Origin of the sequence: Paraburkholderia sp. ZP32-5, from assembly GCF_021390495.1 — a bacterium.
In the GTDB taxonomy this organism is placed as follows: domain Bacteria; phylum Pseudomonadota; class Gammaproteobacteria; order Burkholderiales; family Burkholderiaceae; genus Paraburkholderia.
On the sequence record NZ_JAJEJP010000001.1, the window covers coordinates 3,805,239 to 3,818,561 of the forward strand.

8 protein-coding genes are annotated in these 13,323 nt (G+C 63.2%); 4 read left to right on the top strand and 4 right to left on the bottom strand.

What is annotated here, in order from left to right:
• Window positions 1–147: 147 nt before the first annotated feature.
• Window positions 148–1,095 (bottom strand): tyrosine-protein phosphatase, encoded by a 948-nt coding sequence (locus L0U82_RS16570; RefSeq protein WP_233832364.1) that lies wholly within the window; start codon window positions 1,093–1,095, stop codon window positions 148–150.
• Between the two features lie 408 nt (window positions 1,096–1,503).
• On the opposite strand from L0U82_RS16570, the gene L0U82_RS16575 reads away from it, so the two are divergent.
• Window positions 1,504–2,763, top strand: a complete 1,260-nt coding sequence (locus tag L0U82_RS16575; RefSeq protein ID WP_233832366.1) for an MFS transporter — start codon at window positions 1,504–1,506, stop codon at window positions 2,761–2,763.
• A gap of 37 nt (window positions 2,764–2,800) precedes the next feature.
• Complete coding sequence (locus tag L0U82_RS16580; protein ID WP_233832367.1) at window positions 2,801–4,066, top strand: D-amino acid dehydrogenase; 1,266 nt, start codon at window positions 2,801–2,803, stop codon at window positions 4,064–4,066.
• Window positions 4,067–4,252: 186 nt separating this feature from the next.
• On the opposite strand, the gene L0U82_RS16585 is transcribed toward L0U82_RS16580, so the two are convergent.
• The 3 genes from L0U82_RS16585 to L0U82_RS16595 all read right to left on the bottom strand — a co-directional run bounded on the left by L0U82_RS16585 (window position 4,253) and on the right by L0U82_RS16595 (window position 11,557).
• Entirely contained in the window at window positions 4,253–5,722 is a 1,470-nt protein-coding gene (locus L0U82_RS16585; protein WP_233832368.1) for a glutamate synthase subunit beta, read from the bottom strand.
• 107 nt (window positions 5,723–5,829) lie between these two features.
• Window positions 5,830–10,533, bottom strand: coding sequence for a glutamate synthase-related protein (locus tag L0U82_RS16590; RefSeq protein ID WP_233832369.1), 4,704 nt, complete (start codon window positions 10,531–10,533; stop codon window positions 5,830–5,832).
• A gap of 316 nt (window positions 10,534–10,849) precedes the next feature.
• On the bottom strand, window positions 10,850–11,557 hold the full coding sequence (locus L0U82_RS16595) for a transposase (RefSeq protein ID WP_042329221.1): 708 nt from the start codon (window positions 11,555–11,557) through the stop codon (window positions 10,850–10,852).
• 187 nt (window positions 11,558–11,744) lie between these two features.
• On the opposite strand from L0U82_RS16595, the gene L0U82_RS16600 reads away from it, so the two are divergent.
• Both L0U82_RS16600 and L0U82_RS16605 read left to right on the top strand, forming a co-directional pair.
• Window positions 11,745–12,470: an OmpW/AlkL family protein gene (locus L0U82_RS16600; protein WP_233832371.1), complete on the top strand. Its 726-nt coding sequence runs from the start codon at window positions 11,745–11,747 to the stop codon at window positions 12,468–12,470.
• A 349-nt stretch (window positions 12,471–12,819) separates the two neighbouring features.
• The gene (locus tag L0U82_RS16605) at window positions 12,820–13,200 is read left to right on the top strand and encodes a DUF883 family protein (RefSeq protein WP_233832373.1); all 381 of its coding nucleotides are present in this window, start codon (window positions 12,820–12,822) and stop codon (window positions 13,198–13,200) included.
• Window positions 13,201–13,323 lie beyond the last annotated feature (123 nt).

The window sequence follows — 13,323 nt, forward strand, 5'->3', positions numbered from 1 at the left end:
CTTACGCGCCCTTACCGTCACGACCGCTGTGCCGGCGACAGCCGTATAGTCGTCTCCGGCAACCTCCAATGCCGCCCTTCTCCGTCCACCCGCCCCCTGAGGTGGACTTTTTTTTGCACCGCTACAGCTCCGTGCTATTTCTTCGCGTCAATGGACGAGTCGATTGCGCAGCGTATCGACGGTCGCCTGCGACAGGCCCAGGCCCTGCGTCAGATAGCTCGCCATCGTGCCGTAGCTCGCCTGCACCTGGTCGAAGCCCGCCTGCAGATAATTTTCGTCGACGCTCAGCAGCGGCGCTTCGACAGTCGCAACGGCCGTACCGTCCTGAGCGCGCAGCGTGCTCGTCTGCGCGGCGATCGATCGCGCGAGGTAGGTGTTGCTGAGCAGATAGTCCTGCATGATCACGTCGAGCGGCACGTTGGCGATGCTCAGCAGCAGCGCCGCGACCCAGCCCGCGCGATCCTTCCCCGCGTTCGAATGGAACAGCTGCGCGCCCTCGCCGTTGGCAAGCGCGGCCAGCAACGCGCCGAACGCGGCCCGCTGCGCCGTGCCTGTCACGTAGGCGCGCGCCTGTGCCTCCATGAAGGCGACGGCGTCCGCGGCGGTGTCGAACGTCGGAGTCGTGAAATCGTCGGTTCCGAGCACATTGAGCGTGCGCGCCGATGCGCCGGCGGGCAACACATCGGCGGTGCGCGCAATTTCGGCGGGCGTGCGCAGATCGAAGACTGCCGCGATGCCGAGCTTGTCGAGCGATGCCTGGTCGGCGCTGCTCAGCGTCAATGCGTTCGCGCGATAGAACGCGCCGCGGCGCATCTGCTTGCCGTCGACGCTCATATAGCCGGTGCCCGTGCCCGCGAGATCGCGGAAATTGCTGACCGATGCGAGGCGCGGCGTTTCCGCCTGATCGGCGCCGAGACTGCCGCCGCACGCGGACAGCAACGCGCTGCCGAAGCCCGCCGCCAGTACCGCACCCGCCGAACTTTTCAGGAAGCGCCGCCGCGACGGCGAAGTTTCGTCCGGCGCGCCGTGGCCTGCCTGCACTGTCGTGCTGGCAAGAAGACGGAAAGGCGAACGGGTTTTCGCGGTGACGGGCATCAGGGATGTTGGTACGACGGATATTGGGGAACAATTCGTGGCAGCCAGGCTGCAGACGCAGTTTAACGGTTCGCTGATAACTTTTGCGTTACAGCGTAGTAGTTAGTAAGAGGAAAGAGGGTCGGGTCGTCGGCACACGAGTCGAGATAAACGCCGTTGCAAGTACGCGTCGGGATACCGCAAGGCGCGTGCGGCGGCGGCTCCGAGCTTGGCGATCCGGGTGGCGCCCTACCGGATATTGCGCGACTGATTTCCGCCCGGCTGCGTGTGCTGGCGGTTATTACCGCGTCGTTGCCGTTCGTCGTCCTTCGCCGCCCAATCGACCGTGCATTGCCGCCTCCCCGTAGAATACAAAAACCCTACCATCAGCCCCCACAGGCGAAAAAGACCTGGAGACCACAACAAAACATGGCTTCTCTCCAATGGTTCACCGAACTCACCCAGCGCGAGCGCCGCACGCTTTACGCCGGCTTCGGCGGTTACGCGATCGACGCGTTCGACTTCATGATCTATTCATTCCTCATTCCGACGCTGATCGCGACGTGGGGGATGAGCAAAAGCGAAGCGGGCATGATCGCGACCAGCTCGCTGATTTCTTCGGCGCTGGGCGGCTGGCTCGCCGGCATCCTCGCCGATCGCCACGGCCGCATCCGCGTGCTGCAATGGACGATCGCCACCTTCGCGATCTTTACCTTTCTATCGGGTTTCACGCAGTCGTTCTGGCAACTGCTCGCGACGCGCACGCTGCAAGGGATCGGCTTCGGCGGTGAGTGGTCGGTCGTGACGATCATGATGGCCGAGACGATCCGCTCGCCGCAGCATCGCGCGAAAGCGGTCGGCACGGTGCAAAGCAGTTGGTCGTTCGGCTGGGCGGCCGCGGCGATCGTCTACTGGGCCGCGTTCGCGCTGCTGCCGGAGCAATATGCATGGCGCGCGTGCTTCTGGGTCGGCCTGCTGCCAGCCGCGTGGATCATCTATATCCGCCGCAACGTCAGCGATCCGGAGATCTTCCTTGCGACGCGACGCGCGCGCGAAAGCGGCTTCAACACGTCGCACTTCATGCAGATTTTTTCGGCCGCGCATCTGAAGACCACGCTGCTCGGCAGCATCCTGTGCAGCGGTATGCTCGGCGGCTATTACGCGATCACGACATGGCTGCCCACCTATCTGAAAACCGTGCGGCATCTGTCGGTGTTCAACACGAGCGGCTATCTGATCGTGCTGATCGTCGGCTCGTTCACCGGCTACATCGTCGGCGCGATCCTGTGCGACCGGATCGGCCGGCGCGCGTCGTTCGTGCTGTTCGCGATCGGCTCGTTCGTGCTCGGCATGGTCTACACGATGCTGCCGATCACCGACACGATGATGCTCGCGCTAGGCTTTCCGCTCGGCATCGTCGTGCAGGGCATTTTCGCGGGGGTCGGCGCGTATCTGTCGGAGCTGTATCCGAACGAGATCCGCGGCTCGGGGCAAGGTTTCTGCTACAACCTCGGACGCGGCATCGGCTCGTTCTTTCCGATTCTGGTCGGCACGTTCGCGCAGACGATGACGCTCGTGAAGGCGATGGGGATCGTCGCGGGCTCCGGTTATCTGCTCGTGATCGTCGCCGCGCTGTGCCTGCCGGAGACGAAAGGCAAGGTGCTCGGCGCGACCAGTCCCGCCGCATGACATCGCTCGATATCGCCTGAAACCGCAGCACATACCCATGAAAACGATCGTTCTCGGCGGCGGCGTGATCGGCGTCGCCACTGCTTTTTATCTGTGTCAGCAAGGCTGTGAAGTCACGGTGATCGAGCGCGAACCGGACGTCGCGCTATCGACGAGTTTCGGCAATGCCGGCGTGATCGCGCCCGGTTACGTGACGCCGTGGGCCGCGCCGGGCATGCCGGCGAAAATCCTCAAATATCTGTTCAAGCCGGCCTCGCCGCTGATTTTCCGGCCCACGCTCGACCCGGCCCAATGGCGCTGGATCGCGCGCTGGCTGCGCGAATGCGAGCTCGGGCGCTTCCGCGTCAACAAGCAGCGGATGCAGCGCATCGCGTATTACAGCCGCGCGTGCCTGCACGAATTTCGCAGCCGTCATCCGTTCGATTACGGGCGCAGCCAGGGCTATCTGCAACTGTTTCGCAGCGAGTACGACGTCGAGTTCGCGCAGCCGGCGCTCGCGGTGCTGCGCGATGCGGGCATCGAGCATCGGGAAGTCAGCGCGACGCAATGCGCGGAGATCGAGCCGGGTCTGCGCTGGGCGCGCCAGGCGCCGTTCTCCGGTCTCTATCTGCCCGACGACGAAGCCGGCGATTGCGCGCGCTTTACCCGCGAATTGCGGGCGATCTGCGAGCGCAACGGAGTGCGGTTTCGCTTCGACACGCAGGTCACGTCGCTCGACGTCGAGGGCGCGACGGTGCGCGGCGTGCGTATTCAAAACGATCGCGGCACAGAGACATTGGCCGCCGATGCGGTGGTGGTCGCGCTCGGCGTCGATAGCGCGGCGTTGCTCGCGTCGCTTGGCGTCAAGGTGCCGCTTTATCCGGTGAAGGGCTATTCGGCAACCTTGCCCGTGATCGACGAGGAAAAGGCGCCGCGCGCGGCACTGATGGACGAATCGCTGAAGACAGCCATCACGCGCTTCGGCAACAACCTGCGTATCGCGGGCACCGCCGAACTGGGCAATCGGCAAAGCACACTACGCGAGCAGGCGTTGCAGACCTTGCTCACCGTACTGCGCGACTGGTTTCCGCACGCGGCTAATGCGACCTCCGCACATTTCTGGGTCGGCCGCCGGCCGATGACACCCGACGGCGCGCCGCTGCTCGGGCCATGCAACATCGACAATCTGTGGCTGAACCTCGGGCACGGCTCGACCGGCTGGGCGATGTCGATGGGTTCCGGCCGCGTGGTCGCGGACCTGATCACACAGCGCACGCCGGAGATCGATCTCGATGGATTGACGCTCGCGCGGTACGGGAAATAGCGGCCACGCTTCACGAACGCGCATAAAAAAAAACCGGGCTCCCCTTTTTCAGGCGAGCCCGGTTTTCTTTTCACAGCTTCGCTTTATCGCTACGGGTGCCTACATCGGGCACCTTGTCGTCTCCACGTCCTCCTGCAAACCGTGTGGCCGGCGCACACGGCGCCGGCCGCAGACCGCTGGAGACACTTAGCGCGGCAGTTCCGAATGCCCCATCAGGAACGCATCGACCGAACGCGCGCACTGACGGCCTTCGCGGATCGCCCACACGACCAGCGACTGGCCGCGGCGCATATCGCCCGCGGTGAAGACCTTGTCCACCGACGTGTAATAGGCCTTGTCGCCCTCGGTCGACGCACGCACGTTGCCGCGCGCATCCTTGTCGACGCCGAACGCTTCGAGCACCGGCGAGACCGGCTGCGTGAAGCCCATCGCGAGCAGCACGAGGTCGGCCTTCATTTCGAATTCGGAGTTCGGCACTTCGACCATCTTGCCGTCCTTCCATTCGACGCGCGCGGCGATCAGCTTCTCGACCTTGCCGTTCTTGCCTTCGAGGCGCTTGGTCGCGACCGCCCAATCGCGCTCGCAGCCTTCCTCATGCGACGACGACGTGCGCAGCTTGATCGGCCAGTACGGCCACACGAGCGGCTTGTTCTCTTCTTCCGGCGGCTGCGGCAGCAGTTCGAACTGCGTGACGCTCTTCGCGCCATGACGGTTCGACGTACCGACGCAGTCCGAGCCCGTATCGCCGCCGCCGATCACGACGACGTGCTTGCCCTTCGCGAGCAGCTGGTTCGGCACCTTGTCGCCGGCATTGACCTTGTTCTGCTGCGGCAGGAATTCCATCGCGTAGTGGATGCCTTCGAGCTCGCGGCCCGGCACCGGCAGATCGCGCGGCGTTTCCGAACCGCCGGCGATCACGACCGCGTCGAACTGTTCCTTCAGTTCGGCCGGCGTGATGGTTTCCTTCGCGGTGTTGCCGATGTAGGCCGGCAGCGAATCCTCGCGGCCGATGAACACGTTGGTGCGAAACGCCACGCCTTCAGCTTCCATCTGGCGCATACGGCGGTCGATCAGCCACTTCTCGAGCTTGAAGTCGGGGATGCCGTAGCGCAGCAGGCCGCCGATGCGGTCGTTCTTCTCGAACACCGTCACGTCATGGCCGGCGCGCGCGAGCTGCTGCGCGGCGGCGAGACCCGCGGGGCCCGAACCAACCACGGCAACCTTCTTGCCGGTCTTGTGCTTCGGCGTTTGCGGCGCGACCCAGCCTTCGGCCCAAGCCTTGTCGATGATCGCGTGTTCGATCGACTTGATGCCGACCGGGTCGTTGTTGATGCCGAGCGTGCACGCCGCTTCGCACGGAGCCGGGCAGATGCGGCCCGTGAACTCGGGGAAGTTGTTGGTCGAATGCAGCACTTCGATCGCGTTCTTCCAGTCCTGATGAAACACCAGGTCGTTGAAGTCCGGGATGATGTTGTTGACCGGGCAGCCGTTGTTGCAGAACGGGATGCCGCAGTCCATGCAACGTGCGCCTTGAATCTTCGCTTCGTCGTCGCTCAGCGCGGCGACGAATTCCTTGTAGTGCTTCACACGCGTGAGCGGAGCTTCATACGCCTCGTGGCGGCGCTCGAACTCGAGAAAACCGGTTGCCTTGCCCATATGGTTCTCTTCTCTATCTGTATCTAGGGGTAATCTGGACCCGCCGCCGGCCGGACTTCAATAGTCGGGCGGCAGCGGGTGCGGCTAAATATGACTCTGGCGATCGGTCAGGCGGCGAGTACTTCCTTGTTCGCCTTCTTCGCGGCGAGTTCGCCGAGCGCGCGCTTGTATTCGGTCGGGAACACCTTGACGAACTGACGGCGCGCTGCGTCCCAGTTTTCGAGCAGTGCCTTCGCGCGCGGCGAGCCGGTGAACTGGAAGTGCCGCTCGATGAGACCCTTCAGCAGTGCCTCGTCGGTCGTCGCGCGGTGCCACAGACCCTGGTCGACCGTGCGCTCCTGTTCGGCCTGTTGCAGCACCGGGTCGAGCGCGACCATCGACTTGTTGCACTTGCCCGCGAACGTGCCGTCCGGATCGAACACGTAGGCGACGCCGCCCGACATACCGGCCGCGAAGTTGCGGCCCGTCTCGCCGAGCACGACCACCGTGCCGCCCGTCATGTATTCGCAGCCGTGGTCGCCCGTGCCTTCGACGACCGCCGTCGCGCCCGAGTTACGCACGCAGAAACGCTCGCCCGCGACGCCGCGGAAGAATGCTTCGCCTTCGATCGCACCGTACATCACCGTGTTGCCGCAGATGATGTTCTCTTCGGACTTGCCGCGGAAATCGTTGGTCGGACGGATGATGATGCGGCCGCCCGACAGGCCCTTGCCGACGTAGTCGTTACCGTCGCCGACCAGATCCAGCGTGACGCCCTTCGCAAGGAACGCGCCGAAGCTCTGACCCGCGGTGCCCTTCAGCTGGATGTGGATCGCGTCGTCGGCGAGACCGTCGTGGCCGTACTTCTTCGCGATCGCGCCCGACAGCATCGCGCCGACCGTGCGGTTCACGTTGCGCACCGGCTGGATAAACGACACGTGCTCGCCCTTCTCGATCGCGGCCTTTGCCTTCTCGATCAGCGTGTGATCGAGTGCCTTGTCGAGGCCGTGGTCCTGCACGTCGACGTGCTTGCGCGCGACTTCGGCCGGTACCGACGGCTGATAGAACACGCGCGAGAAGTCGAGACCCTTCGCCTTCCAATGCTCGATGCCCTTCTTCATGTCGAGCAGTTCCGCGTGGCCGATCAGATCGTCGAACTTGCGGATACCGAGCTGCGCCATGATTTCGCGGGCTTCTTCAGCGATGAAGAAGAAGAAGTTCACGACGTGTTCCGGCTGGCCCTTGAACTTCGCGCGCAGCACCGGATCTTGCGTCGCGACGCCGACCGGGCACGTATTCAGATGGCACTTGCGCATCATGATGCAGCCTTCGACGACGAGCGGTGCCGTCGCGAAGCCGAATTCGTCGGCGCCGAGCAGCGCGCCGATCACGACGTCGCGGCCGGTCTTCATCTGACCGTCGGCCTGCACGCGGATACGGCCGCGCAGCTGGTTCAGCACGAGTGTTTGCTGGGTTTCGGCAAGACCGAGTTCCCACGGCGTGCCCGCATGCTTGATCGACGACAGCGGCGATGCGCCCGTGCCGCCGTCATGGCCGGAGATCACGACGTGATCGGCCTTCGCCTTCGCGACACCGGCCGCAACCGTGCCGACGCCCGACTCCGACACCAGCTTCACCGAGATGCTCGACGATGCGTTGACGTTCTTCAGGTCGTGAATCAGCTGCGCGAGGTCTTCGATCGAGTAGATGTCGTGGTGCGGCGGCGGCGAGATCAGGCCGACGCCCGGCACCGAGTAACGCAGCTTGCCGATGTAGTCCGACACCTTGTGGCCCGGCAACTGACCGCCTTCGCCCGGCTTCGCGCCCTGCGCCATCTTGATCTGGACCTGGTCGGCCGAGGCGAGGTACTCCGCGGTCACGCCGAAGCGGCCCGACGCGACCTGCTTGATACGCGAGCGCAGCGAGTCGCCTTCCTTCAGCGCAATATCAGCGACGACTTCATCGCCGATGATCGACTTCATCGTGTCGCCGTTCTTGATCGGAATGCCGCGCAGTTCGTTGCGATAACGGTTCGCGTCTTCGCCGCCTTCACCGGTGTTCGACTTGCCGCCGATGCGGTTCATCGCGACCGCCAGCGTGGCGTGCGCTTCGGTGCTGATCGAGCCCATCGACATCGCGCCGGTCGCGAAACGCTTGACGATTTCCTTCGCCGATTCGACTTCGTCGAGCGGGATGGCCTTGGTCGGATCGAACTTGAATTCGAACAGGCCGCGGAACGTCATGTGGCGCTTGGTCTGATCGTTGATCAGATGCGCGTATTCCTTGTACGTCTGGTACGAGTTGCTGCGTGCCGAGTGCTGCAACTTGGCGATCGCATCCGGCGTCCACATGTGTTCTTCGCCGCGCACGCGGTATGCGTACTCACCGCCCGCGTCGAGCATGCCCGCGAGAATCGGGTTGTCGCCGAACGCGTCACGGTGCAGACGGATCGCTTCTTCCGCGACTTCGAACAGACCAATGCCGCCGACCTTCGACGACGTGCCGTAGAAGTACTTCGCGACCAGCTCTTCGGCGAGACCGACCGCTTCGAAAATCTGCGCGCCGGTGTACGACATGTAGGTCGAAATGCCCATCTTCGACATGACCTTCTGCAGGCCCTTGCCGACTGCCTTCGTGAAGTTGTAGACCGCCTTCTCCGCCGACAGGTCGCCCTTCAGGCCGGCCGCGAGCTGGCCGAGCGTTTCCATCGCGAGGTACGGGTGCACGGCTTCCGCGCCATAGCCCGCGAGCAGCGCGAAGTGGTGCGTTTCACGCGCCGAACCGGTTTCGACGACGAGACCCGTGCTGGTGCGCAGACCCTGCTGCACGAGGTGCGTGTGAATCGCGGCGGTGGCCAGCAGCGCCGGAATCGCGACGTTGTCGCGGTCGGTCTTGCGGTCCGACACGATCAGCATGTTGTAGCCGGACTTGACTGCATCGACGGCTTCCGCGCACAGCGACGCGAGACGCGCTTCGATACCTTCCTTGCCCCAGGCGACCGGGTAGCAGATGTTCAGCTCGTACGAGCTGAACTTGCCGCCGGTGTACTGATCGATCGCGCGGATCTTCGCGATGTCCTTGAAGTCGAGCACCGGCTGCGACACTTCGAGACGCATCGGCGGGTTGATGTTGTTGGTGTCGAGCAGGTTCGGCTTCGGGCCGATGAACGACACGAGCGACATCACCATGTTTTCACGGATCGGGTCGATCGGCGGGTTCGTCACCTGCGCGAACAGCTGCTTGAAGTAGTGGTACAGCGTCTTGTTCTTGTTGGACATGACCGCGAGCGGCGAGTCGTTGCCCATCGAGCCGACCGCTTCCTCGCCTGCTTGCGCCATCGGCGCCATCAGGAACTTGAGGTCTTCCTGCGTGTAGCCGAAAGCCTGCTGGCGATCCAGCAGCGCGGCGGCTTCGCGGCGTTCGGTCGCGACGTCTTCGGCCTTTGCCTCGATCTCGTCGAGCTTGATGCGCACGGCGTCGATCCAGCTCTTGTACGGCTTCGCGTTCGACAGGTTGTCCTTCAGTTCCTTGTCGTCGATGATGCGGCCGTGCTCCATGTCGATCAGGAACATCTTGCCCGGCTGCAGACGCCACTTCTTGACGATCTTCGACTCAGGGATCGGCAGCGTGCCGGCTTCCGATGCCATGATGACGAGGTCGTCATCCGTGACGATGTAGCGCGCCGGACGCAGACCGTTACGGTCGAGCGTCGCGCCGATCTGGCGGCCGTCGGTGAACGCGATCGCGGCGGGGCCGTCCCACGGCTCCATCATCGCGGCGTGGTATTCGTAGAACGCGCGGCGGTTTTCGTCCATCAGCGTGTGCTGTTCCCAGGCTTCCGGGATCATCATCATCATCGCGTGGACGAGCGGGTAGCCGGCCATCACCAGCAGTTCGAGACAGTTGTCGAACGACGCGGTGTCGGACTGGCCCGGATAGATCAGCGGCCACAGCTTCGGCAGGTCGTCGCCGAGCACGTGCGACGCGATCGCGCCGGTACGGGCGTTCAGCCAGTTGACGTTGCCCTTCACCGTGTTGATTTCGCCGTTGTGGGCGATCATCCGGTACGGGTGAGCCAGTTCCCATGCCGGGAACGTGTTGGTCGAGAAGCGCTGGTGCACGAGTGCGAGCGCCGAGATGGTGCGGTCGTCCTGCAGGTCGCGGTAGTACACGCCGACCTGGCCCGCCAGCAGCAGCCCCTTGTAGACCACCGTGCGCGCCGAGCACGACGGCACGAAGTATTCCTTGCCGTGCTTGAGCTTGAGCGCCTGGATGCGGTGGCTCGCGGTCTTGCGGATCACGTACAGCTTCCGCTCGAGCGCGTCGGTCACCATGATGTCCTTGCCTCGGCCGATGAAGATCTGGCGGATCAGCGGCTCGCTTGCCTTGACGGTCGGTGAAATCGGCATCGTGTGGTCGACCGGCACGTCGCGCCAGCCGAGCACGACCTGACCTTCGGCCTTCACCGTGCGCTCGAGCTCCTGTTCGCAGGCGATCCGCGAAGCGTGCTCCTTCGGCAGGAAAATCATACCGACGCCATATTCGCCAGCCGGCGGCAGCGTCACGCCCTGCTTGGCCATCTCTTCGCGATAGAAGCCGTCCGGGATCTGGATCAGGATGCCCGCGCCGTCGCCCATCAGCGGATCGGCGCCGACCGCGCCCCGGTGGTCGAGGTTTTCGAGAATCTTCAGGCCCTGCTCGATGATTTCGTGGCTCTTCTTGCCCTTGATGTGGGCGACGAAACCGACGCCGCAGGCGTCATGTTCGTTGAGCGGGTCGTACAGACCTTGGGCGGCGGGAACCGGGTGAATCGGTTGCTGGTGGTCGTTCATGGGGACACCGTCTGTGAGGGGCCGGACAGGCCGTTAAACCGTTTTTTCTTTTGCCGCAGTGCGCATCGCAACCGCGACGGCGCTCTTCTCGCAGCCGGACTGCGTACGTCGAAAAGCGTCGGAAATCGGAATATACGCGACGAATCAATGGAATAGCAAATAAAACGTTATGATCAGCCCCCAATTATCAAATTGGTGCATTGCGGCTTATTTTTAATGGTGCCATATCAATTCGAGACAAAAGAAAACGGCATACGAAATGCCGTTTTCATGCAGCCCTTTGATGTAAAACGCTTATTTGCGCTTTAGTGCCGCTCTATTGGGTATGCGGGGTCTCGCGCACCTTGCGCGGCCGACCGCGCGGCAGCGGTGAAACGCGCCGGTTCGCGGCCCGCGCGGCCCATTCCCGGTAAGTATCGCTACCGAGCACCCAGCCCTTCAGCGTGGCCTGCTGGAGCTGGCTCGCTTCGCGTTCGTCGAGCGGTTGCTCGCACAGTTCGCGGTACGCGCGTTGCCGCTCGAACGGCGTATTGCCGAGCGACCAGTAGAGCGGATGGTCCGTAATCAGGCTGTCGAGGGTAAGGCCGATGTGATGCCGGTAGCTCGACCACCGGTAATCCTCAGGCGCACTGACCAGCTGCGCACGCACCGGACACATTTCGACGACGCGGCTCGCCAGCAGAAAGTACCGTTCACCCTCGATAACCGTGGCTCGGTAACGGCCTTCCCACAACGTGCCGCGGCGCGCGTAGCGCCGGTTGAAATGCGCCACGTAGCGCCGGCCGACGGCCTGCATCGCCTTGGGCAGACTCGACTCCTCGGTGGGTGTGACGAGCAGTTGCACGGCGCCAGGCATCAACGCATAGGCGTGAATCGAAAGATGATGGTCCCGCGAAGCTGCCTTCAGACAGTCGATAAAAAGCTCGTAGTCCTGGTCGTCGACGAAGGCGGGCTGCTGATCGAGCCCACGGAGGATGACGTGCTGCGGCTGGTCGGGGACATAAAGACGTGCAAGCCGTGCCATGCTGGAGTATCCAATAGTCGCGTTGGTATATACCCGAAGGTCCGAAGAGCCGCATGGGCGCGAGGTTCGACGCCATGCGGCAAAGCCAGAAACCACGCGGTGCTTAGGGAGAAAGCTCTAACCGCCGCGTATGGTTTGTTTCAAACGTTGTGGTCATAATGAGCGGGCCTTTTCTGGAGGAGCACATATGAAATTAAAACAGGCCGTAACGGGGATGGCGGTGCTAGCCTGCATGAGTACGGCAGCGCACGCGCAATCGGCCGGCAGTTTCTACGTCACGACGGGCTGGTTCCACCTGGCGCCTCAATCGAGCAGCGACCCGTTGACGGTGACCAGCATTGGGGGCAGCCCGACCAACATCACACAACCCAACACTGGCGCCTCACTCAGCTCGGCCGACACCATCGGCTTCACCGCCGGCTACTTCGTTACTGATCACATCGCCACCGAATTCGTGATTGGCGTCCCGCCTACTTTCGACCTGTACGGTACGGGCAGCCTCGAACAGTTCGGCAAGCTGGGCCAGGCTAAGCAGTGGAGCCCGACTCTGCTGTTCAAGTACTACTTCAATGCTCCGACTTCGACATTCCGGCCGTATCTCGGTCTTGGCGTGAGCCGCGTCTGGTTCACGGGAGAACAGATCACCAACAGCGGATTCGAAGCCAACGTGCTGCATGGTCCGACCAGTGTATCGACGGATAGTTCGTGGGAACCTGTGTTTAATGCAGGCTTCACGTACGCCTTCAACCAGCACTGGTTCGCCGGCGCGTCGATTTCGTATCTGCCGCTCAGCACGACCGCCAAGCTGACCTCCAATTCGGTCACGCCGGTCGGCCCGCTGACCGTGACATCGCAAACCAAGATCAAGCTGAACCCGATCGTCACGTACGTGAGCATCGGCTACCGCTTCTAACGCTTGTCACGCCTCGTCATTTATTAGGGGCTGTTGGGTTAGGTTAGTCGAATTTTGGCGACCTGGGCAAACGCCGTGATCGATCAGATGACGGCGTTTGCCTTTGCGCGGCACCAGCGCCGCCACCAGCGCGGTCGTTTGTAAATTTGACGTGGATTTGAAGTCTGGCGCATGCAATATGTGCTGACGATATGCGCCTCGTCCTCGCGGCGGCGAGCAGCCAGCCCGCGCGCCGCGCGCCGTACCGGTGTGGCACTGAAGTTGCGTTCTGATGGCGTTTCCCGCGCCGTGACGTGATATCGCGTCCGCGACCATGCGCGGCTCTTTCACACTCATCGACGGAGCGACCATGACAGCACTTCCAAATACGAGAGACGCCCTCGGCGAATCCTGGACCAGCGCGAGCCGTCGCGCACGGCGCATCGCTCGCCATAGCCGCCACGCTGCCGAAGATATCGCGGTCGAACTGCGCACGCTGCTGTCTGAACTCGAATCGACGCTGGCGGATGGCACTCAGGCAGACGCGATCGAGTTGCGCGGCAGACTGCGCAAACAACTCGACGCGGCGCGCACGCGTCTGAACGACACCCGCGACGCGATGCGCGAACGCGCGGGCGTCGCGATTTCGGACGCCGATCACTACGTGCATGAAAACCCGTGGCAGACGATCGCAATCGTCGGCGGGCTCGCGCTGATTGCAGGCGCGCTATTCGCGTCGCGCTCGCGCTGAATTCGTGATGAATCGGCGCTGAATCCGAGTTGCACCGACGGGTTGCGCTGAGGCTGAGGCGGGCAGACGAGCCACTGTCGCTGTGTCAAACAGCCGTGCACGCGCCGTTATGAACGGCTACGT